Annotated in this window: 22 protein-coding genes and 4 tRNA genes; 17 read left to right on the top strand and 9 right to left on the bottom strand. The window is 61.0% G+C overall.

The window, feature by feature from the left end; genetic code table 11:
- Window positions 1-225: 225 nt before the first annotated feature.
- Window positions 226-747: a hypothetical protein gene (locus ACWICV_RS15020; RefSeq protein ID WP_400291000.1), complete on the bottom strand. Its 522-nt coding sequence runs from the start codon at window positions 745-747 to the stop codon at window positions 226-228.
- Window positions 748-986: 239 nt separating this feature from the next.
- On the opposite strand from ACWICV_RS15020, the gene ACWICV_RS15025 reads away from it, so the two are divergent.
- The 7 genes from ACWICV_RS15025 to ACWICV_RS15055 all read left to right on the top strand — a co-directional run bounded on the left by ACWICV_RS15025 (window position 987) and on the right by ACWICV_RS15055 (window position 5,402).
- On the top strand, window positions 987-1,544 hold the full coding sequence (locus ACWICV_RS15025) for a dihydrofolate reductase family protein (protein ID WP_402473751.1): 558 nt from the start codon (window positions 987-989) through the stop codon (window positions 1,542-1,544).
- Window positions 1,545-1,754: 210 nt separating this feature from the next.
- Window positions 1,755-2,624, top strand: a complete 870-nt coding sequence (locus ACWICV_RS15030) for a glycerophosphodiester phosphodiesterase (protein ID WP_105657872.1) — start codon at window positions 1,755-1,757, stop codon at window positions 2,622-2,624.
- A gap of 5 nt (window positions 2,625-2,629) precedes the next feature.
- Complete coding sequence (locus ACWICV_RS15035; RefSeq protein WP_105662673.1) at window positions 2,630-3,316, top strand: alanyl-tRNA editing protein; 687 nt, start codon at window positions 2,630-2,632, stop codon at window positions 3,314-3,316.
- On the top strand, window positions 3,297-4,028 hold the full coding sequence (locus ACWICV_RS15040) for an AzlC family ABC transporter permease (RefSeq protein ID WP_400291003.1): 732 nt from the start codon (window positions 3,297-3,299) through the stop codon (window positions 4,026-4,028). Before ACWICV_RS15035 ends, ACWICV_RS15040 begins: the two co-directional genes overlap by 20 nt.
- Window positions 4,025-4,342, top strand: coding sequence for an AzlD domain-containing protein (locus ACWICV_RS15045; RefSeq protein ID WP_434692722.1), 318 nt, complete (start codon window positions 4,025-4,027; stop codon window positions 4,340-4,342). The genes ACWICV_RS15040 and ACWICV_RS15045 overlap by 4 nt, the downstream gene beginning before the upstream one ends.
- Before the next feature lie 53 nt (window positions 4,343-4,395).
- The gene (locus ACWICV_RS15050; RefSeq protein WP_400291005.1) at window positions 4,396-4,716 is read left to right on the top strand and encodes a thiamine-binding protein; all 321 of its coding nucleotides are present in this window, start codon (window positions 4,396-4,398) and stop codon (window positions 4,714-4,716) included.
- A complete protein-coding gene (locus ACWICV_RS15055) occupies window positions 4,713-5,402 on the top strand; it encodes an O-methyltransferase (RefSeq protein WP_454091275.1) in 690 nt (229 codons plus the stop codon). The genes ACWICV_RS15050 and ACWICV_RS15055 overlap by 4 nt, the downstream gene beginning before the upstream one ends.
- On the opposite strand, the gene ACWICV_RS15060 is transcribed toward ACWICV_RS15055, so the two are convergent.
- Complete coding sequence (locus ACWICV_RS15060; RefSeq protein ID WP_400291007.1) at window positions 5,399-5,779, bottom strand: hypothetical protein; 381 nt, start codon at window positions 5,777-5,779, stop codon at window positions 5,399-5,401. The two genes, ACWICV_RS15055 and ACWICV_RS15060, sit on opposite strands and share 4 nt — an antisense overlap.
- Before the next feature lie 152 nt (window positions 5,780-5,931).
- Between ACWICV_RS15060 and ACWICV_RS15065 the strand changes: the two genes are divergently transcribed.
- Both ACWICV_RS15065 and ACWICV_RS15070 read left to right on the top strand, forming a co-directional pair.
- Window positions 5,932-6,438: a GNAT family N-acetyltransferase gene (locus ACWICV_RS15065; RefSeq protein ID WP_286172335.1), complete on the top strand. Its 507-nt coding sequence runs from the start codon at window positions 5,932-5,934 to the stop codon at window positions 6,436-6,438.
- Window positions 6,431-7,258: a spermidine synthase gene (locus tag ACWICV_RS15070; protein ID WP_454091276.1), complete on the top strand. Its 828-nt coding sequence runs from the start codon at window positions 6,431-6,433 to the stop codon at window positions 7,256-7,258. Before ACWICV_RS15065 ends, ACWICV_RS15070 begins: the two co-directional genes overlap by 8 nt.
- On the opposite strand, the gene ACWICV_RS15075 is transcribed toward ACWICV_RS15070, so the two are convergent.
- Complete coding sequence (locus tag ACWICV_RS15075) at window positions 7,255-7,764, bottom strand: DUF2087 domain-containing protein (RefSeq protein ID WP_402473748.1); 510 nt, start codon at window positions 7,762-7,764, stop codon at window positions 7,255-7,257. The two genes, ACWICV_RS15070 and ACWICV_RS15075, sit on opposite strands and share 4 nt — an antisense overlap.
- Before the next feature lie 92 nt (window positions 7,765-7,856).
- Window positions 7,857-9,308, bottom strand: coding sequence for an NCS2 family permease (locus tag ACWICV_RS15080; RefSeq protein ID WP_181148871.1), 1,452 nt, complete (start codon window positions 9,306-9,308; stop codon window positions 7,857-7,859).
- Between the two features lie 169 nt (window positions 9,309-9,477).
- Between ACWICV_RS15080 and ACWICV_RS15085 the strand changes: the two genes are divergently transcribed.
- Window positions 9,478-10,455: a universal stress protein gene (locus ACWICV_RS15085; protein WP_105657882.1), complete on the top strand. Its 978-nt coding sequence runs from the start codon at window positions 9,478-9,480 to the stop codon at window positions 10,453-10,455.
- A gap of 77 nt (window positions 10,456-10,532) precedes the next feature.
- On the opposite strand, the gene ACWICV_RS15090 is transcribed toward ACWICV_RS15085, so the two are convergent.
- Complete coding sequence (locus ACWICV_RS15090; RefSeq protein ID WP_434692715.1) at window positions 10,533-12,251, bottom strand: NlpC/P60 family protein; 1,719 nt, start codon at window positions 12,249-12,251, stop codon at window positions 10,533-10,535.
- Between the two features lie 778 nt (window positions 12,252-13,029).
- Window positions 13,030-13,401 carry a metallopeptidase family protein gene (locus tag ACWICV_RS15095; protein ID WP_105662666.1) on the bottom strand — a complete coding sequence of 124 codons (372 nt, stop codon included), beginning with the start codon at window positions 13,399-13,401 and terminating at the stop codon, window positions 13,030-13,032.
- 138 nt (window positions 13,402-13,539) lie between these two features.
- Between ACWICV_RS15095 and ACWICV_RS15100 the strand changes: the two genes are divergently transcribed.
- The 4 genes from ACWICV_RS15100 (at window position 13,540) to ACWICV_RS15115 (ending at window position 13,998) form a co-directional block, all read left to right on the top strand.
- Window positions 13,540-13,612 (top strand) — tRNA-Glu (locus ACWICV_RS15100).
- 55 nt (window positions 13,613-13,667) lie between these two features.
- Window positions 13,668-13,741, top strand: a tRNA-Asp gene (locus ACWICV_RS15105).
- 49 nt (window positions 13,742-13,790) lie between these two features.
- Window positions 13,791-13,863: transfer RNA gene (locus ACWICV_RS15110), tRNA-Phe, on the top strand.
- Between the two features lie 61 nt (window positions 13,864-13,924).
- Window positions 13,925-13,998 (top strand) — tRNA-Asp (locus tag ACWICV_RS15115).
- A 52-nt stretch (window positions 13,999-14,050) separates the two neighbouring features.
- On the opposite strand, the gene ACWICV_RS15120 is transcribed toward ACWICV_RS15115, so the two are convergent.
- Both ACWICV_RS15120 and ACWICV_RS15125 read right to left on the bottom strand, forming a co-directional pair.
- Window positions 14,051-14,905 (bottom strand): hypothetical protein, encoded by an 855-nt coding sequence (locus tag ACWICV_RS15120; protein WP_286134704.1) that lies wholly within the window; start codon window positions 14,903-14,905, stop codon window positions 14,051-14,053.
- A gap of 2 nt (window positions 14,906-14,907) precedes the next feature.
- Window positions 14,908-15,708, bottom strand: a complete 801-nt coding sequence (locus ACWICV_RS15125) for an exodeoxyribonuclease III (RefSeq protein ID WP_105657885.1) — start codon at window positions 15,706-15,708, stop codon at window positions 14,908-14,910.
- Window positions 15,709-15,813: 105 nt separating this feature from the next.
- Between ACWICV_RS15125 and ACWICV_RS15130 the strand changes: the two genes are divergently transcribed.
- Together ACWICV_RS15130 and mmsB are read left to right on the top strand one after the other, a co-directional pair.
- The gene (locus ACWICV_RS15130; protein ID WP_434692711.1) at window positions 15,814-16,866 is read left to right on the top strand and encodes a 3-hydroxyisobutyryl-CoA hydrolase; all 1,053 of its coding nucleotides are present in this window, start codon (window positions 15,814-15,816) and stop codon (window positions 16,864-16,866) included.
- Window positions 16,863-17,759, top strand: a complete 897-nt coding sequence (gene mmsB, locus ACWICV_RS15135) for a 3-hydroxyisobutyrate dehydrogenase (protein ID WP_332727630.1) — start codon at window positions 16,863-16,865, stop codon at window positions 17,757-17,759. The genes ACWICV_RS15130 and mmsB overlap by 4 nt, the downstream gene beginning before the upstream one ends.
- Here the strand turns inward: mmsB and ACWICV_RS15140 are convergent.
- The gene (locus ACWICV_RS15140; RefSeq protein ID WP_105658003.1) at window positions 17,754-18,257 is read right to left on the bottom strand and encodes a MarR family winged helix-turn-helix transcriptional regulator; all 504 of its coding nucleotides are present in this window, start codon (window positions 18,255-18,257) and stop codon (window positions 17,754-17,756) included. The genes mmsB and ACWICV_RS15140 overlap by 6 nt on opposite strands.
- A gap of 72 nt (window positions 18,258-18,329) precedes the next feature.
- On the opposite strand from ACWICV_RS15140, the gene ACWICV_RS15145 reads away from it, so the two are divergent.
- Entirely contained in the window at window positions 18,330-19,472 is a 1,143-nt protein-coding gene (locus tag ACWICV_RS15145) for an acyl-CoA dehydrogenase family protein (RefSeq protein ID WP_402473745.1), read from the top strand.
- Window positions 19,473-19,548 lie beyond the last annotated feature (76 nt).

The following is a 19,548-nucleotide window of genomic DNA, read 5'->3' on the forward strand; positions in this document are numbered from 1 at the left end:
GGTGTGGGAGAGTAGGTCACCGCCGGACTTAACTTGAGTAGATGGTTTGAGGCCCTGGTACCGTTTGGTGCCGGGGCCTCACCTGTTTAACCCGTGCAGGGGCCAGGCATGAAAGCCTGGCCCCTGCACTTGTTTAAGCACTGTTCCTGTTGGCTTGCGGCCTGCCTATTATCGAAGCATCGCAATCGCTTTGAACCGCTTCAAGCCGTCCAAGGAGTGAGAAGACTAGTGGGCTGCTTCTTCGGCTTCAATTATTGACGCGAGTGCCAGGTCTTCGATGGTGAGCATCACGGTGCTATCCGACCGGTCAAATAGCTGCAGGGTGATGCTCCGGCCATTACAGCGCCACATGCCCACCGGCTGATCTTCGTCGTCCCAAGGGCGCTCAGGAGTGCCATACAGTTGGGAAAGCTGCGCCTGCAGGGCTTCGTAGCCATACTGGGCCACCGGGTCCTGGGCGTTCAGCGATCCGTAGAGGTGGGTGCAGACGCTGAGGAATTGCTGACGGTAAGTATCCCAAAAACTCACCATTTTTCCTGGCAGGCCGAGGTCTAGGCTCATCATTTGATGTGGTGAATCGTGGTCTTCGGCATCAACGTTGTTTCCGGAAACGAATCCAAGGGCACCGAACAGGACTTCACGCTCGACTTCGGTCTTTGGCCAGGGGCCTTGGACCAGGCCCTGGACAATGGGCATGAGGTCGCGGGGACCAGGGGACAAACTTGGGGATGAGTCTGGTGGCGGCATACTGCGAGCCTACCTTTGACGCTTAGTCTCCCGGAAGATGAGCGTGAAATTGTATTTCGCTTACAGGTTCTGCATCCAACGCAGATGCTGGGCGGACATCGCCGATGCGAACGGGCCTGTCTTTGCTTTCGCACCGGTTGCCTGATGATGCATCGTCGCTGCTTGACGTGGCTGGCCGGCAACCCTACAGTCAAGGCACCGGGGACCTGGTGGTGAGGCTATAGCTACAGGAGCTTGCGATGGGACAATTGACATTCAGCATCAACGTCACGCTGGATGGCTGTGTAGATCATCGCGAAGGCATCGCCGACGACGAATTGCACGACTACTTCACACGACTGATGAATGCGCACGGAGCGATGCTCTGGGGGCGTGCCACCTACGAGCTGATGGAAGATTACTGGCCGGCCGTCGCTCATGGAGATATCGCAGCGCCACCAGCGCTGCTTCGCTGGGCGCAGCAGCTGGAGGAGAAGCCCAAGTACGTTGTCTCAAGCACCCGCACCGCGTACTCGTGGAAGAATTCGCACTTGCTAAGCGGCGACCTACGCGCCTCGGTGCAGAAGCTGAAGGACCAGTACCCCAATGGAGTGCTGCTCGGTAGCGGCAAATTGGCAACGGTTCTGGACCGGATGGAACTTATCGACGAATACCACTTCCTAGTCCATCCAGTCATCGCCGGGCATGGACCAACCCTGCATGAGGCAGGATTGCAGGATTCCCGTCACCTCCAGTTGATATCAGCGCAGCCACTGGCCAGCGGGGCAATCGCAGCCAGCTATCAGCGTGCAGGCTGATTCCCATGACGATGGCGATTTTGCCTTGGAATTCCGGGGCAGAATCAGGAAAGCGGACACCTTTTCTTGCCGGGTAACTTCGTGTTTTGCACGATGGCAGCAAGTGCTTGCATCCGCAGGCCGAAGCCACGAAAGCAGTCGAAGAAATAAGCGTCTTGGCAGAGGGCAATCTGCGTTGCCAAGGAGCGATGATCGCGTAGCGTAGGAATTATGGATACGCTTTTTTTCGCCCATCGCGGCAGCTCCCATAAATATTCGGAGAACACTCGTGCTGCCTATCTGCAGGCCATCGACGAAGGCGCCGATGGAATCGAATGCGACGTCCATCTGAGCAAAGACGGAATCGTCGTCTGCCACCACGATCCAACAGTCGACCGCACCTCTGATTCAGCCGGTCTGGTTGCCGGATTTACCTTGGCCCAGATGAAAGCCATGGACTTCACTGGAGTCGTTCCGAGCATGGTCCCGGCCGAGTACGGGGCGGAGAATGAACAGCTCCTGAGCCTCGGCGAACTTTTCGAGCTCATTGAAGCACGCGGCAAGCCAATTGGCCTGGCTATCGAAATCAAGCATCCAAGCCCCTATGGCCACCTGCTCGAAAAGGGTGTGCTGCAGGTTCTCGCAGCCCATGGCTTCGACCCGCAGACGGGCACGGCCGGCTCGCAAGGGCAGATCGCGGTGACCCTGATGAGCTTTGAGCCGAATTCCCTGCGCTATCTGGCACGCACCGTCAGCACTTCACTATTGTGCCAACTGATGACCGAGGTCAACCCGGACTATGTCCGGCAGCTCATTGATTCCGGCGACCTGGGGCGAGCAGGTGTCTACGATGTTCTTTACCGCTCCGTGCCTGAAGGAATCGAACTGATCAACGCAGGGGGAGCTGGCATCATTGGATCCGGGGTCGCCTGGACCCGAGCCAATGAGCATCTTGTGCGCCGATGGCTGGAACAAGGGCTGAAGGCGCGCATCTGGACGGTTGACCGTCCCGCGGATGCGCAATTCCTGGTGGACCTGGGTGTCGGGGAATTGACGAGCAACCGCCCGGCAGAACTGCGCAAAGAATTGGAGCTGAGCTAGGCCACATGAACACCGGAGAAATCGCACAGGTCAACCTGTACCTGCAGGACACGTACATTTTTGCTGCGGAGGCCCGAGTCATTGCGACGGGAAGCGGCGAAGACGGGCAGTGGATTGCCCTGAGCCCCAATATCTTCCATCCCCGTGGTGGAGGCCAGCCCGAAGACTCAGGCACCGTGGACGGGCTGCCTGTCTCAGTCCAGCGCGACGCGAATGCACTGGTGGTCTTGTACGGCGCCGGCGCCCGGCAGGTGGGTGATCAGGTCCTAGCTGAGATCGATGGCGAGCTGCGCCTTTCCCATGCCGCATTGCACACCGCAGGGCACGTCCTGGGCTTCGCTGGCGAAGACCGCGGCTGGCAGCACCAGGGCCACTCGCACTTCCCTGGGCAGTCGCGGCTCGACTTCGATCCGGCCAGCCTCGACCTGCCATTGGGTGATGAGAACGAACGGGCCGCCGCCAAGGCCTGGCTCCAAGGACGCGTCGATGAACTCATCGCTGGCGGCGGAGAAATCACAACGGCCACCGATGCTCAGGGCATCCGTACCGTGAGCATCGCCGGGGTGAATGCCGAACCTTGCGGTGGCACCCACGTGAAGCACCTGAACCAGCTGCAGCACGTCGAGATCGGCGACGCAAAGGTCAAGCGCGGTGTCTACAAGGTCAGGTACGATGCACGCCACGTCCGCTAGCTGGTTCACTCCGGCGACCAGGATGGGCCTTTCCATCGCGATCGCCACCGGGCTCTACGGCATTTCCTTCGGGGCCCTGTCCATTGCTGCAGGACTGGATCTGTGGCAAACCGTTGCCTTGAGCGCCTTGATGTTCACCGGCGGATCGCAGTTCGCCTTTATCGGCGTGATCTCAGGCGGAGGTGCTGCCTCGGCAGCGTTCTCCGCCGCTTCGCTGCTGGGAATCCGCAATGCCGTGTACGGGATGCAGATCAAGCAGGCATTGCGGCCTTTGGGACGGCATGTGCCCTGGATGGCCCAGGTGACCATCGATGAATCCACCGCAGTCAGCTTGGGGCAATCGGACCTGGCCGAGAAGCGCCGTGGTTTCTTCACCGCCGGGATGGGCGTCTACGTCCTGTGGAATCTGTTCACCCTCGTCGGAGCCTTGCTCGGAGAACGCATGGGGGACCCCGCGGCTTGGGGGCTCGATGGCGCCGCGGTCGCCGCCTTCATCGGTTTGCTCTGGCCGCGCTTGAAGTCAGTTGAACCGGTCATGATCGCGATTGCGGCCGCAATCCTCACCGCGCTGGCTGTGCCGGTCACCGCGCCGGGCTTGCCGATTCTGGTAACCGCGGCCTGCGCTGCGATCTACGCGGTGGCCACCGGCCGCCGGACCCCGGCTGCGACCGAGCACGGCGATCTGGAAAGCATTGAGGAGGACCAGCCTTGAGCGAATTGAGCTGGTGGATTCTGGGAGCCTGCCTGATGGCCTACGCAATCAAGCTCTGCGGCTACTTTGTGCCACGCAAGGTTCTGGACTCGCCGACCATGTCCCATGTCGCGGCCACGCTGACCATTGCGTTGCTCGCCTCGTTGGTGACGGTCAACGCCTTCACCTCCGGGCAGGAACTGGTGATTGACGCCCGTATCGGTGCGCTCGCGGCGGCGATTATCGCACTGGCTTTCAAGGCACCCTATCTTGTCGTCGTTGTCGTCGGTGCTCTGGCGGCCATCGTCTTGAGGGCGAGCGGACTAGCTGCCTAGATATTGCCTGCAAGGCGGATGACAAGCACAAGGCGTAGTGGGACAGTGGAAGCATGATTGTAGCTTTCTCCGTAGCCCCAAGTAACGACAACCCCAACGGTTCGGTCCACGATGCAGTGGCCGAAGCGGTGAAAATCGTCCGCGATTCTGGCCTCCCCAATCGCACCAGCTCCATGTTCACCGAGATCGAAGGTGAATGGGACGAAGTCATGGAGGTAGTCAAGCAAGCCACCATGGCCGTTGGCCGATTCGGTTCGCGCGTATCGCTGGTGTTGAAAGCCGATATTCGGCCCGGTTACGAAGGTGAGCTCGATGGCAAAATCCAACGCCTGGAGAAGGCTATTGAGGATAGTGAGGAGAACATGTCGTCATGATCCACCATTCTGCAGAGCACCATGCCGCAGCCGTCGATGAATATTTGGAACAGGCGCTGGGGTTGCGCGTTGATGCCTTGGAGGCAGGCCGGGAGCATTCCCATAGTGCCGGGCTTCCACGGATTGAAGTCAGTCCTGCCCAGGGAAAGTTCCTCCAGCTGCTCACCGAGATCACAGGTGCCCGGAGGGTCCTCGAGATCGGAACCCTCGGAGGCTACTCCACCAGCTGGCTCGCCCGGGGCGTCGGTGCAGCTGGTACCGTCATCAGCTGCGAATTTGAACCCCTGCATGCCTCGATTGCGCGTGAGAACTTGCAGCGGGCAGGGCTTTCAGAACGTGTTGAAATCCGGTTGGGGGCCGCTCAGGGTTCCATGGATTCGCTGATTTTCAAACGCGTTGCACCATTTGACCTGATCTTCATAGATGCCGATAAGCGCAACAACGTGCCCTACCTGGAACGCGCACTGGAGCTGGCGCATTCAGGCACCGTGCTGGTGCTCGACAACGTGGTGCGCAGCGGCGCGGTCTTGGATGACCCATCCCGGCATGGGGCGCAAGAAGCCGATGTTCGCGGAATCCAGGACTCTTTGCGGTGGTTGCGCGATGACCCGCGCGTATCAGCCACGGCGCTGCAGACTATAGGCGTCAAGGGGTGGGACGGGTTCGCGCTAGCGCGAGTCCTCTAGCGCGTTGGATAGCGCTCGGGGCGCTCGAATTCGAGTTCCCCGGCTTCATCGTGCTTGAACGGCGGCGACTTCAGGATCAAGAAGTACACGCCCAATCCGCAGAGAAGACCCATCGGCGGGCCGACCCACAGGGCATAACCGGTATTGCGCACCAGCCCCGCAACTACCGGGCCAACCAGCATGGGAACGATGTAGTAGTAGTGGTCCGGTTCGGCCGGGCCCCAGAAGCGTTCGAACCTGGCCAGAATGCTGAAGCCGGCGGCTAGGAGAACGCAACCGAGCAAAATCACCCAGAAGGTCGAGGAAAGGCTGATGGTCAGGGTCAGGGAACCGACAAGGCCACCAGTCAAGGCAGCGTATTTTGTATTCCGGTTCAAGTCCGACCCCCCTTTGAGCCAAAAAGTTTACGACTACGTGAATATTTTTTCAAGCATTTGGACAGTCCGCAATACTACTTTAGTAGGAGGGGGCCTTGGTGCGTTGGAAGAAAATAGCGAAGTCACTGCCGTAGGCTAGAGAAGTGCCGCAAATGAACGACTACCGAATCCGACTGGCTACTGAACAAGACGTCCGCCCAGCGCTGCAAATGAAATTGCAAGCCTGGCGAGAAGCGTACGCCACACTTCGCGATGAGTCCTTTTTCGCCCACCATGAAGGCCAACTTGATGGCCAGACAGCCTGGTGGGAACGCGGGCTGGCATCCGGAGCGCAGTTCTTCATCGCGGAAGACCGCGATGGCCGCATCATCGGGCTAGCCGGTGGAACTCCGGTGATCGAAGAAGACCAGGATGCCGGAGTAGACGTCGAATTGGGCATGCTCTATGTCCTGGAAGAGTACTACGGTACCGGACTGGGCCAGCACCTCTTCGATGTTGTCCTTGGACAGCACGACGCCCTGGTCTGGGTCCTGCAAGGCAACGAGAGGGCCCTGGCCTTCTTCGCGAAGCAGGGATTCACGCCTGATGGAACCAGTGAAGCCCTGACTGGCAGCTGGGATGGCTTAATCGAACAACGAATGGTGCGCGCGCGTGGCTAGGGATGCCAAGGAATCAATGCTCGGAGAGTATCCGATCGACACCGGAACGGCGATCATTGAAGCTGATCCCTACGGCGCCAGCCGCTATATCCTGAAGGTCAACGGCGTGCCCTCCTCCCATGTGGACCTGGAGGACCCGGCCTACCTCGATTTCGAGTACATGCGCTGGATGGAACCGGTCTTCGGCATCGGTTTCCCGGCCGGGCAATACGACGGGCGCGCCCGCAAGCTGCGCGTGCTCCACCTTGGCGGAGGTGGCTGCTCCATGGCCCGCTGGGTCGCGGCCAGCTATGAAAACGCCCGGCAGGTCGTGGTGGAGCTGGATGCCAAGCTGGCCGAGCTGGTGCGCGTCCACTTCGAGGTTCCGCGCGCTCCGCTGGTACGCCTGCGCGTGGGAGACGCAGCCCAGGTGCTGCCCACCTTGAGCGATGCGAGCCGCGATGTGATCATCCGCGATGTCTTCGCCGGGAGCACCACCCCGCGCGTGCTGACCACGGCGGACTACGCCCGCGAAGCCCAGCGCGTGCTGGATGCCGGGGGCGTCTACATCATGAATTGCGGCGATACCGCGGACCTGTCCGGCGCCAAGGCGGAAGCCGCGACGCTGCTGGAGGTCTTCGAGCATGTGGCCATGATCGCCGACCCGCCGATGCTCAAGGGCCGGCGCTACGGGAACATCGTGTTCCTGGCCAGCGACGAACCGCTCAAGCTCGGCCCTGCATTCGAACGCAGCCTGCGCACTGCGCCGTTGCCGGCGCAGCTGGTTTCCGGGGCGGCAGTGCAGCGCTTCGCCACCGGGGCCGTGCCGATTACCGGCTAGCTCCCGGGGCCCATCCGGTATCCGCTCCCGTCTGCTGCGCGCTGCAGCAGGCCGTGGTCAACCATGTAGCGGCGCAGCAGCGCGACGTCCGGGTGGAATACCCGCAGCCGTTCATTGAGCTGCTCTTCGCGCAGTTCGTCCCCGGCTCCTATCACCGCATTGCGCAGGTAGACCAGCACTTCATGGCGGTCCGCTGGTTTCGCCGGGAGGCTATGCAGCTTGTGTTCGTCGAAGAAGCGGCGGATCCCGACGCGGTCGGCCTTCGCGGCCGAGGCCGAAGCCAAGGTCTTCTCCAGCAGTTCGTCGTTCAGCGCCCAGTCGGACCCCTCTTGGCGCAGAAGCCCGATGCTGGCCCAGCGCTCCAAGTCCTTGCGTTCGGACTTATTGGCCTGCTCGGGTACCCCGTGCCCGCTCAATACGGCCCCGAGAAGCCGGCGCATCGAGGGGTTCTTCAAGCCTGCGGCCACCTGGATCCACTGCCCAGCGGTGTTCTGCTGATCGCTCATAGAGCCCATCCTAGCCAGTGCCCGCCGGGACGGAGGCAAAAAACGCCCCGCCATCGCCGGAGCAATGACGGGGCGCCTGGAGGGCTTCGGGGCTATTTGACCCCGGCCCACATCTCAATCAGTCCGATGCCGAAGAACAGCACGAAAGCCGCGGAAACAACCCACATCAGCGGGTGGATTTCCTTGGCGCGGCCCTGCGTGGCGCGGATGAAGACGTAGGAGATGAAGCCGGCACCGATGCCATTGGCGATCGAGTAGGTGAACGGCATCAGGGTGAAGGTCAGGAAGGCCGGCAGCGCGATGCCCCAGTCGTTCCAATCGATCTTGGAGACCTGGGTGATCATCATGAAACCGACCACGACCAGTGCCGGCGCCACGGCTTCGAAAGGCACCAGGTAGATCAGCGGGCTCAGGAACATCGCGACGATCATCAGCAGGCCGGTGACTACCGAGGCCAGGCCGGTACGGGCGCCCTCGCCGATGCCGGCGCCGGACTCCACGAAGATCTGCGCCGAGGAGCTGGAGGTGCCGCCGCCGACGATCGCGCCGGCCGCATCCACCAGCAGGACCTTGTCCACGTTGGGGATCTGCCCGTTCTCGTCCATGGAACCAGCTTCCGAAGCCAAGCCCACCATGGTGCCCATGGCATCGAAGAAGATCGAGAGCAGGATGACGAAGGCCAGCAGCGAAGCGGCAGTGGCGCCGATCTTGCTGAAGGCGCCGAACACGCTGACCTGGCCGATCAGCGACAGGTCCGGAAGGGTCCACTCCGGCAGCGACGGAACCACCAGCGACCAGGTATTGGTCTCCATCGCGCCGATGTGGAAGACGGCTTCGAGGATGTTGGCAAGGATCGCAGAAACGACGATGCCGATCAGGATCGCGCCCTTGACCTTGCGCACCACCAGGGCCATGGTCAGCAGCAGGCCGACAACGAAGACCAGGATCGGCCAGCCCATCAGCTCTCCGTCGAAGCCCAGGCCCACCGGAACGGTGGTGTTCGCGGCATCCGGGAGGCGCTGGACGAAGCCGGCGTTGACCAGGCCGATCAGTGCGATGAACATGCCGATGCCCACCACGATGGCGGTTTTCAATCCGGCTGGAACCGCATTGAACACCGCGGTCCGGAACCCTGTGAGCACCAGGCCGAACATGACCACACCCGCAATGAGCACCAGGCCCATGACATCAGCCCAGGTCAGTTCCGGGTTGGTTGCCACGGTGATAGCGACGAAGGCGTTGACGCCCAAGCCGGTAGCCATGGCGAATGGGTGGCGGGCCCAGATGCCCATCAGGATGGTCAGGATGCCGGCGACAAATGCGGTCACCGCGGCAACGCGCTGGATGCCCAACTCGCCGCCCGAGGAATCGGCACCGGAAAGAACCAGCGGGTTGAGGACGACGATGTAGCTCATCGCGAAGAAGGTGGCGATGCCGCCGCGAACTTCGGTGGAGAACGTTGAACGCCGTTCCGAAATCTTGAAGTATCGGTCGATGCGCGCGGCCATAGCATTCCCGGACGCGGTTTGTGTGGAGGAGGACATGGAAAAATTCTATGACGTTTCGGGCGCTGATTCATATCGATCCGAGTGTCCAGTAGGCTGTACGCGAAAACTTTAGACCCAACTCACACCTAGAACTGCGGAAGCAAGTACATTGGTGGTAAGGGAAATCACATCCCGTTATATCTGAGGTAGTTGAGGAGCGAGTCTGATGAGTGACGAAGCACCAGTCGCAGCAGAGAAGATTGAAGGAATTGTCGTTGGCGTGGACGGATCCCAGCAGAGCAGATGCGCTTTGCGCTGGGCCGAACGCGAAGCGGTACGCCGCGGCAGCGTGTTGAATATCGTGTCCGCCTACACCATCCCGGTGTTCGCCGCGTCCTCCATGGACGCAGGCTACTCGACCCTGGATGACGACCTGATCCGCGGGGGAGCCGAGGACATTGTGCGCCAGGCGCGCGCAGAGCTTGAAGGCAGCACGGCGGCCATCCGCACCTATATCGAATCCGGCGACCCGTCCGGCGTGCTGCTGGACCTGAGCCAGGACGCCGAATTGGTAGTGGTCGGAACCCGTGGCCGCGGTGGCTTCGTTGGCCGCCTGCTCGGCTCGGTGTCCTCGGCACTGCCCGCGCACTCCAAGTGCCCGACCGTCGTGGTTCCGCTGGCCATGGCCAAGGAGCAGGAAGAGGCCGGTGCCGCCGCGGCGTCGAACCGCAACTGCATCGTGGTCGGCGTTGACGGTTCAGACCGCGCGCGTTCAGCGGTGCTGGCGGCCGCGGACGCGGCCATCGCCAGCGACCTGACGCTGCGCCTGATCTGCGCGGTGCCGCCGGTGGGGGCGGCGCTGGCATGGATGCCGGCGACCGTTGACCAGGAAGCCGTGCTGGAAGATGTGCGCTACCAGATGAGTGTGGGCTCCAAATGGCTGAAGTCGCACTATCCGTCGCTGAAGATGGAAACCGATGTGGTCTCCGGGCCTCCCGTCGAGGTGCTGATCCGCGAATCCGAGCATGCGGTACTGACCGTCACCGGCTCGCGGGGCCGCGGCGGCTTTACCGGGATGCTGCTTGGCTCAACCTCGCAGGGCGTCTTGCACCACTCCAAGGGCCCGGTGATGGTCGTGCCGGACTCGGATGACCCTCGCCTGGAGAACCGCAAGGACTTCGATACGCGGGCGCAGGAGCAGTGACCGCACGCCTGTAGCCAGAATGCAGGAAGGCCGCACACCCAAAAGGGTGTGCGGCCTTCGTGCTCGAGGGGTGGCGCTTAGTAGCGGGCTGCCTTCGGGTAGAGGTTGTTGACGTAGCTCAGTGGAGTCACCGAGATGCCGGCGTTCGGGTTGCGAGCGTGGACGACCTGGCCGTTGCCGATGTAGATAGCTACGTGGTAGAACGAGGAACCGCCGTTGGAAGACGAGAACACCAGGTCACCTGGGCGCAGGTTGCTCAGCGACACGTACTGCGGGGCGCTAGCGAACTGCTGGGACGAAGTACGTGGCAGGCTGATGCCGGATTTGCCGAAAGCTCGCTGCGAGAAGCTCGAGCAGTCGAAAGCATCGGGACCGTTGGCACCGTAAACGTAGTACTTGCTGGGATCATCCGCGGTCTTCAAGGCCCAGGAAAACGCTGCTGAGTAGTTGCTGCCGGACTGCGGCGCGACTTCAGGCTTCGGCTCCGGCTTAGGTTCCGGCTTTGGCTCAGGCTTAGGCGCTGGCTTCGGGGTGACCTTCGGCTTGGGCTCCGGCTTTGGCTCAGGCTTGGGTGCCGGCTTCGGGGTAGTCTTCGGCTTCGGCTCGGCCTTTTTGGTGGGTTCCGGCTTCGGTTCGGCCTTCTTGGTTGGCTTTGGCTCGGCCTTCTTGGTTGGCTCTGGCTTCGGCTCGGCCTTCTTGGTTGGCTCCGGCTTCGGCTCGGCCTTTTTGGTCGGTTCCGGCTTTGGCTCGGCCTTTTTGGTCGGTTCCGGCTTTGGCTCGGCCTTTTTAGTTGGCTCCGGCTTCGGCGCTACGGGAGGCTCGACAGCTTCCGGTTCCTCTTCAACCTTCTCAGGCTCCGACTCGACCGTTTCCTCTTCAGGTTCGGCCTGCTCCAGCTCACGTGGCTTTTCAACCGAGAGCGGCTGAACGGAGTCTTGCTTCGTTTCGGGAACCTTGGCGGTTTCCTCTTCGGCGATGGCGTCCGCGAGAGCTTTTTCCTGCTCCTGCGTTTCGCGCTCTTCAACCGCCTGGCGAACCTCGGCCTCTTCCTTCTGCTTCAAGGTAGCGAGGTGGCCGATCAAGTCATCGCGCAGCTGCTTCTCAGGTGAGATAGCTGCTTCGTAGGTGGACAGGGTGCTGTTCGCGGTCGCTGCGGCTGCGTCATAGTTGGCTGCAGCTTCTTCGGCGGCGTTCTGTGCCGCATCAGCATATTCCTGCCAAGCCGAAACGAGGCCTTCGGCCTCGGTGGCGGTGTTGACGGACTGGACCTTCTGTTCGCTCAACGCGTCGATGGTAGCGGCCTTGTAGAACAGGTCGCCTTCCTGGTTGTCATCAAGGAGCAGGCTCAGGGTCGAGGTGCCTGCGCCATTGCGGTAGATATCCGAAGCGATAGCACCCAGATCGTTGCGGCTCTGCTCCAGGTAAGTCTTTGCGTACTCGAGCTGTTCTACAGCCTTCTCGGCCGCAGCGGTGCGCAGATCGCGCTCTTCGCCGGCGGTGAGCAGGGATTCCTGAGCCTGAGCGGCCTCAGTTTCAACGCGCTTCAGTTCGGCGCGGCTGGAAGCCAGGGAAGCTTCGATGCGCGCGATCATCGCGTTCGTCGAAGCCTTATCCTTCTTTGCGTCCTGGACCTCTGCGTCCGAAGGTAGCGCGGAAGCGCTAGGTGCGGCAGCGATGGCCACAGACTGAGGAAGCAGAGCTGAAGTAGATGCGGAAGCGGGCAAAGCGCCTGCAATGCAGGACACCGCTAGGGCTAGGGTGCTTGCAGCAACACCGAGCGTGTGGCGAGTAGCCATATCGTTCCTCACTAAGTACTTGGATGACGCGGAGTGCGTGAGTCGTGACCTTCACCGATGAGTAGGTCACGATTCGGATAAGACTCCAAATAGCACATTAGGCCAATTAAGACACGCTTGGCAACACTGTTCACATCAGTCACATGAATCCCATTCGTGTAATTCGCCTGGGTATTCGGCGGTGATCTGCGAAGATAGTGGCATTTGGGATCTGTGTGGCTGATCAAGAGTGGCTGGGAAATTACTCAGACATATATCTCGCCTCGTTACCAAGGTATCGATTGTCATGAAGCTTGGGTAACGTGCCGGAGGGGAATGTGCGGCTGCAAGAAGGTTTGCCTTTAAAAGGGAAAGGTACTCCGGGAGGGCGCAAAGCTCTGCTTCGCTGGGTCTGCCTCGGAGGCGCCGGCTCCAATGGCGAAATCCTTTTGAGGGGGTGCGGTGCCGTGCTCCCAATCGGGATCACCTCGCTGCCCTTGGTGGCGGAGGGGCCCAGAGTCGCTGGGTGGACAAGGGCAAGGGGCATGCCAGGTTCCTCCGGCTGGCTGCACCTGATCACGCCCGGATAAAGCAGCCGCCAGCGGGGCAACGGGAAACCGACCGGCGCGCGAATCGTTGAGAGCCGGCTTTTGGGCGGCTTGCCCGCCGGTCGACTGGACCCGGATGGCGATTCCAAGCGCCATGCCTGTGCTTTGGGTCTCTTTCGACCTCGACTCGACCACTGCATTCGAGTATTTTTGTGAGGCAGATCTCAAAAGAAGATTCTGCGGATTTGGGGCTATGACCACCCTAAATCGTGCAATTTCGCGTCGTCGATTCCGAAGTGATGGGCCACTTCGTGCATCACTGTAATCCCAATTTCCCGCACTACATCTTCACGTGTTTCGCAGGCTCGAAGCGTCGGATTCTTGAAGATCGTTATGCGGTCGGGAAGTGCGCCCGTGCCCCAGTCCAGGTCCCGTTCCGTGAGTGCAATGCCCTCGTATAACCCCAGAATTTCAGGGTTTTCTGATTCTCCTGGAAGCGGCTCATACTCGTCTTCGATGAAGAAAATGACGTTGTCCATCATGGCGAATGCAGCCTCCGGAATGGCGTCGATGGCCTGCTCGACCAGGGTCTGGAATTCGTCGTCATCCATCTCAAAAAGCATGCTTCCAGACTAGGCCCGCGCACCCGATTTGGCATGGGTGAAACTCGTCCAGGTGCCGATTTTGCAAAAGCAAAAAACACTGCGTATAGTTATTGGAGTCCGCTACGGAGAAGCAAGAAACCGAAGCGAACAACTTAGGCCCCCATCGTCTAGCGGCCTAGGACACTGCCCTTTCACGGCAGCGGCACGGGTTCGAATCCCGTTGGGGGTACAAACAACCATTATGTGGTTGTCAGATGGAGAAATCCATTGGCTTGCGAAAGCAAGGCCCTGTAGCGCAGTTGGTTAGCGCGCCGCCCTGTCACGGCGGAGGTCGCGGGTTCAAGTCCCGTCAGGGTCGCTCAATTTACTATTTCAATAGTAGATTTGGTGTCCACTTAGTGGTACCAGGCTCTGTAGCTCAGTTGGTAGAGCGTTCGACTGAAAATCGAAAGGTCACCGGATCGACGCCGGTCGGAGCCACGCAGGCCCTCGGTTTATCCCGGGGGTTTTACTGTGTGACTTGAATTTATTCAAAGCACTAGGCCCTGTAGCGCAGTTGGTTAGCGCGCCGCCCTGTCACGGCGGAGGTCGCGGGTTCAAGTCCCGTCAGGGTCGCACACTAAACAGAAGCTCCGGATTCCGGGGCTTTTGCTGTATCCAGGGGCAGTTAGTTCGCGCGGCCAAGATGCCGCGGACCAATCCAGCGATTGCTCAGCCGGCGGTATGCGGCGGCGGCGCTAGTCATGTCCTCGTCTTCCAACGCCTGAATGCCGTGCATCAAGTCGTTCGCGGAATCATCGGGCCACACAATTTCTGCCAACAGGCCATAATCCAGTTCAATGACCGATCTGTTGTCGAAGGATTCCAGCCATCCGCCAAGGCTGCCCAGCTCCTCGAAGAGCTGCGACTGCGGCGCATGGGATGCCAGCGCTTGGACTGCCCAAGCCAGGCGGTCAATGGCCTGTTCGAAAGTGGCGTACATGCGAACCGTCTTCAGCTGCTCACCGCTGTGAACCAGCTCGTGCTCGTCGTCCTCGCGGAAGAGGGCAAACCAGCCCAGCGGGATGCCCCATGAAGAGGTCCTCGTGTGCAGATGGGTCAGGTCATTGGCCAGGCGGTCGGCATCAACGCGTTGTGCGTTAGCTTGCCGCGCTGCCGGCGGTACCAGCAGGTCGAAAACCTCGGCCCGCATGGCTTCTTCGGCTTGTTCGGCAGCGAGCAGGCTGCGTGCCTGCAATTGCCCCGGGCAATAGCGCGTGTGCTCGGCCCCTTGGTAGTCCAAGGACTTCACGCTGCGGAAGAATTCCGGCTCATTATGCGGGAACGGGTCGGAGACATGGCGCAGGGTGCGGCTCCACAGCCGCTCGTTCTCGAAGTCATCCCACTGCTCCGCGGTGCGCCGCGGGGTACGCAGGATGATGGACTGGGCCCAATCCTCGAAAGCATCCAGCGGCTCGTAGACGCGCAGGTGCGCTGTAGCTGCGGTCAGCTCTGCGGCGGGCCCAATCATCTTTGCCGCCATGACTAGTCGGCCAGCTCCACGATGACCGGGGCGTGGTCGCTGGCGCCCTTGCCCTTGCGTTCTTCGCGGTCAATGCTTGCGCCGGTTACGCGTGCGGTGAGCGCAGGCGAGGTGAGCGAGAAATCGATGCGCATGCCTTCGCCCTTCGGGAAACGCAACTGCGTGTAATCCCAGTAGGTGTATTCGCCTTCGGTGTGCGGGCGCACGACATCGGTGAAGCCCAGCTCCTCGAAGGCAGCGAAGGAGGCGCGCTCTGGCGCCGAGACGTGGGTCAACTTGTTCTCGAGGAAGAAGTCGATATCCCACACGTCTTCGTCCTTTGGCGCGATGTTCCAATCGCCCATCAAGGCAATCTGCGCCTCGGGGTTTTCCGCCAGCCATCGGGCGGATTCCTGCTTGAGCACATCCAGCCAGTTCAGCTTGTAGCCCATGTGCTCATCATCCAACGCGCGTCCGTTGGGTACATACAGGCTCCAGACACGCACTCCGCCACAGGTTGCCGCGATGGCGCGAGGCTCCTGGATCGGATTCTTGCCGGCCTTGCCGAATTCCGGCTGCCCGGGGAAGGTGCGCTCAACATCCTCGAGGCCAACGCGAGAAGCGATGGCAACGCCATTCCACTGGTTGACTCCGAAGTGCGCTACCTCATAATCGTTGTTCTCGAACAGTTCCCAGGGGAAATTGTCGTCTTTGCACTTAGTTTCCTGGATAGCCAGGACATCTACATCGGTACGTCGCAGCCAGTCCTCAACACGGTCGGCGCGGGCTCGCAGCGAGTTCACATTCCAGGTTGCAATCTTCACTAGTTCAACCTATCAAGTTTGCTGTCTTGTGCCACTTCAATTTAGTTGGAAGTCCGAGTATATTCGACACTAGTAGGTGACCTCAATCACTCAAAGGAGAGTCTGTTGCCTGAGATTCTGACCGAACGCCGGGGGCACCTGGGGCTCATTACGCTGAACCGGCCGAAGGCCCTGAACGCCCTCAACGCGGACATGTGCCGCGACTTCCTCGACGTGCTGCTGGAATGGCGCGATGACCCGGATATCGCCCAGGTAGCGGTTATGGGCGCAGGGGAGCGCGGCCTGTGCGCCGGCGGGGATATCGTGGCGATCTACCGGGATATCTTGGACCGCAGCGGTGCTTCGGCTGACTTCTGGCGCATTGAATACCAGCTCAACGTCCTGATCGACGAGTACCCCAAGCCGTACATTGCGCTCATGGACGGAATCGTACTAGGCGGTGGCATCGGCATCTCGGCGCATGGCAGCCATCGCATAGTTACCGAAACCAGCCGTTGCGGCATGCCGGAAGTCGGTATCGGATTCTTCCCGGACGTAGGCGGAACGCATTTGCTGGCGCGTGCCCCGCATGCGGCCGGACGATTGGCGGCATTGACTGGAATGAAATTCAGCGCGGCCGACACCATCGCTTTGGGCCTGGCCGACTCGTATGTGCCCAAGGCCCGGATCCCCGACGTGCTCGCAGACCTCGAGGCCCAGCCGGCCGCGTCGGTGCTGGCCAGCTATGCCGAGACTCCGGATCCTGGCTTCCTGCACGAAGAATGGGTACAGGCCTTTGGCGAGGCAAGCACCCCAGCGGTCATGCGTGCACTGGAGCTGCACGACTGCCCGCAAGCCCAAGAGGCGTTGAAGGCATTGGGCGCCGCCTGCCCGAGCTCGGTGCGCTTGGCCGAAGAACTGATCCACCTGGCTGGATCGGATTTGAGAACAGACCTGCAACGAGAGTATCGGGCTGCCGTTCACCGGCTTGATGACCCCGATTTCGCCGAGGGGATTCGCGCCGCAGTCATCGACAAGGACCGCACTGCGCAATGGACGGAAGCAGTCCCGGGGCTAAGCCCGGGCCAGCGCACGCAACGGCATTTGGAGCCCCTGTTCGGGGCAGAACTAACTTTCGCACTGCTCGGTGAAGATCTAGCGGAAAAGAGCCACTCATGAACGCAAAACCAGTTATCGGATTCCTGGGCATGGGCCATATGGGATTGCCCATGGCCATCAACCTGCACAAGGCAGGCTACCGGATCAAGGGCTTCGACGTGGTTCCTGGCGCGGTGCAGGCCGCCCAAGAGGCAGGCATCGGCACTGTGGCTACCGGAGCCGAGGCGGCCGCCGGCGTGGACATCGTCATCACGATGTTCCCTTCGGGCAAGCACGTGCTCGATGCCTACCGCGAATACCTGCTCGATAGCGCCAAGCCCAATACGCTGTTCCTGGAGTGCTCCACAATCGACGTAGCGCAGGCCCGTGAAGCGGCGCAGCTTGCGGTCGCCGCGGGGCATCGAAGCGCCGACGCTCCGGTATCCGGGGGCGTGGTCGGGGCAGAAGCGGGGACTTTGACGTTCATGCTCGGTGCGCAAGCCGAAGATCTCGGAGAGATCACCCCGCTGCTGGAGCACATGGGCAAGCGGATCGTGCACTGCGGCGGGTACGGCGCAGGCCAGGCCGCCAAGGTCTGCAACAACATGCTGCTGGGCATCTCGATGATTGGCGCTGCCGAGGCCTTCGTGCTCGGAGAACGGCTGGGCTTGGAGCACCAGGCGCTCTTCGATGTCATTTCCTCCGCGTCGGGGCAATGCTGGTCGGTCACCACCAATTGCCCGGTGCCCGGACCTGTGCCTGCTTCCCCTGCCAATCGCGATTACCAGCCAGGATTTGCCGCAGCGCTGATGGCCAAGGACCTCGGCCTGGCAGCTAGCGCGCTGGAGCATACGAGTACCGATGCCCAGCTCGGCTCCCTGGCCGCAGCGCTGTACCGCAAGTTCAGCGATGAGGGCGATGCGGGAACCGATTTTTCCGGGATTATCAACGCGATCCGCGACGGATCGCTATAGGAAGTCCCCGGAGGCCTTGCGGAATCGGGCCAGGATCTCGAAAATCTCGGTGGCGTCGGTGCCGGAGAGATCGCTCTGGGCAAAGAGCTTTTCGTTCAGATCGCCGCGGGCCGCAGGCAGCACTTGCTGGCCTGCGGCCGTGAGTTCCAAAAGGCGGGTGCGGCCGTCGGTCGGGTGCGGGATGCGCCGCACCAAACCGGTGGCTTCCAGGCGGTCTACCGAGTTGGTCAGGCTGGTGGCGTGGACCTGCAGGAGCTGGCTGGCCTGGCTCATGGGCAGGGAGCCGCGCTTGGAGAAACCGAGCAAGGCGAGTACTTCGAATCGCGCAAAGGTCAGCCCGTGCGGCTTGAGGATGGCATCGGCTCGCTGCAGGTAAATCGATGCCGTGCGCATCACCGCGGTAATTGCGGCCATGGAGTCGGCCTCGGCTGACCATCCATGGGAAATCCATTGTTCCCTGGCTTGCGCGATTGGATCGCGTGAGAGCGGAGAAGTCATGTGCATACCCCCAAAAGAAGACTTAGTCCAACAATATACTTGGACATCCTATGGTTTGGAAGGAATCCCCGGATGGACCTCTTGAATGTGGCCGGAGAACTAAGTGGAACCGAACGGCAGCGACTGCTTGGAATCAGGCAGGTAGCGCAGCATCAGGTGCGCAAGCAGTCCGTTGGCTATTGGAACCGCGAAGAATTTCCGACCGAGCTGATCGGAAAACTGGCCGAACTCGGACTGGGCGGATTGCAGCTGGGGGACAGCTCGCATTTGCTGCGGGGGCTGATCCATGCAGAACTCGCCCGCGCCGATATTTCAATCTCATCCGTGGTCGGCATCCACAACGAACTGGTGCTCGGGATGATCCGCGAATTGGGGTCGGAAGAGCAGCGCGCGCAGTGGCTGGGCAAGCTCGCCGGCTTTGAAGCCTACGGCGCATTTGCGCTGACCGAACCGGAACATGGATCGGATATCGCCGGCGGCATACGGAGCACCGCGCAGCGCGACGGTGACCAGTACGTTCTGAACGGGGCCAAGCGGTGGATCGGCATGGGCACCTTCAGCGATTTCGCGCTGGTCTGGGCCAAGGACGAGGAAACTTCGCAGGTCGGGGCCTACCTCGTTGAAGCGGACCGCCCTGGATATAGCGCCTCCAAGATCGAACACAAGATCGGGCTGCGCAGCATGCAGAATGCGGATATTCGGCTGGAGAATGTGCGGATTCCCGTCGCGAATAAGCTTCCAGGGGTGACCAGCTTCGCTGCGGCAAACCAGCTATTGATGCAATCTCGCGCGTGGGTGGGGTGGCAGGCTGTCGGCGCGATGATGGCAACGCTCGACATCTGCAGCGAGTACGTCGCGCAGCGCCAGCAGTTCGGGCAGCCGCTGGCCGCTTTCCAGTTGATTCAGCAGCCCCTGGCCGAAATTGCAGGCAACCTGAGCGCCTGCCTTTCCATGATGGGCGATATTGCCCGCAAGCAAGAGCGCGCGGAATTGCACATGGTGGATGCGGCAATGGCGAAGTCGACTGCCACCCGCCTGGCGCGGGATTCGGCCGCCTTGGGCCGAGCGATGCTTGGCGGCAATGGCATTGTGAGCGATTTCGAAATGGCCAAGGTCTTCTGCGATGTCGAGATTCTCCATACCTATGAAGGCACCTATGAAATCAATTCGCTGATTGTGGGACGTGCCCTGACCGGAGTCAGTGCCTTCGTGTAGCCGGGGCATCCGTCCGTTGGAATCTTTCCAGCTAATTCATAACAAGTACTTTCCAAAGTGGAAAGTACTTGTTATG

The organism is Glutamicibacter sp. NPDC055354 (assembly GCF_053644955.1).

Excerpts from the sequence above, each read along its gene's own strand:
- ACWICV_RS15020 (WP_400291000.1), bottom strand. The coding sequence starts at position 747 with ATGCCGCCACCAGACTCATCCCCAAGTTTGTCCCCTGGTCCCCGCGAC.
- ACWICV_RS15025 (WP_402473751.1), top strand. The coding sequence starts at position 987 with ATGGGACAATTGACATTCAGCATCAACGTCACGCTGGATGGCTGTGTA.
- ACWICV_RS15030 (WP_105657872.1), top strand. The coding sequence starts at position 1,755 with ATGGATACGCTTTTTTTCGCCCATCGCGGCAGCTCCCATAAATATTCG.
- ACWICV_RS15035 (WP_105662673.1), top strand. The coding sequence starts at position 2,630 with ATGAACACCGGAGAAATCGCACAGGTCAACCTGTACCTGCAGGACACG.
- ACWICV_RS15040 (WP_400291003.1), top strand. The coding sequence starts at position 3,297 with ATGCACGCCACGTCCGCTAGCTGGTTCACTCCGGCGACCAGGATGGGC.
- ACWICV_RS15050 (WP_400291005.1), top strand. The coding sequence starts at position 4,396 with ATGATTGTAGCTTTCTCCGTAGCCCCAAGTAACGACAACCCCAACGGT.
- ACWICV_RS15055 (WP_454091275.1), top strand. The coding sequence starts at position 4,713 with ATGATCCACCATTCTGCAGAGCACCATGCCGCAGCCGTCGATGAATAT.
- ACWICV_RS15065 (WP_286172335.1), top strand. The coding sequence starts at position 5,932 with ATGAACGACTACCGAATCCGACTGGCTACTGAACAAGACGTCCGCCCA.
- ACWICV_RS15075 (WP_402473748.1), bottom strand. The coding sequence starts at position 7,764 with ATGAGCGATCAGCAGAACACCGCTGGGCAGTGGATCCAGGTGGCCGCA.
- ACWICV_RS15080 (WP_181148871.1), bottom strand. The coding sequence starts at position 9,308 with ATGTCCTCCTCCACACAAACCGCGTCCGGGAATGCTATGGCCGCGCGC.
- ACWICV_RS15085 (WP_105657882.1), top strand. The coding sequence starts at position 9,478 with ATGAGTGACGAAGCACCAGTCGCAGCAGAGAAGATTGAAGGAATTGTC.
- ACWICV_RS15090 (WP_434692715.1), bottom strand. The coding sequence starts at position 12,251 with ATGGCTACTCGCCACACGCTCGGTGTTGCTGCAAGCACCCTAGCCCTA.
- ACWICV_RS15095 (WP_105662666.1), bottom strand. The coding sequence starts at position 13,401 with ATGCTTTTTGAGATGGATGACGACGAATTCCAGACCCTGGTCGAGCAG.
- ACWICV_RS15120 (WP_286134704.1), bottom strand. The coding sequence starts at position 14,905 with ATGGCGGCAAAGATGATTGGGCCCGCCGCAGAGCTGACCGCAGCTACA.
- mmsB (WP_332727630.1), top strand. The coding sequence starts at position 16,863 with ATGAACGCAAAACCAGTTATCGGATTCCTGGGCATGGGCCATATGGGA.
- ACWICV_RS15140 (WP_105658003.1), bottom strand. The coding sequence starts at position 18,257 with ATGACTTCTCCGCTCTCACGCGATCCAATCGCGCAAGCCAGGGAACAA.
- ACWICV_RS15145 (WP_402473745.1), top strand. The coding sequence starts at position 18,330 with ATGGACCTCTTGAATGTGGCCGGAGAACTAAGTGGAACCGAACGGCAG.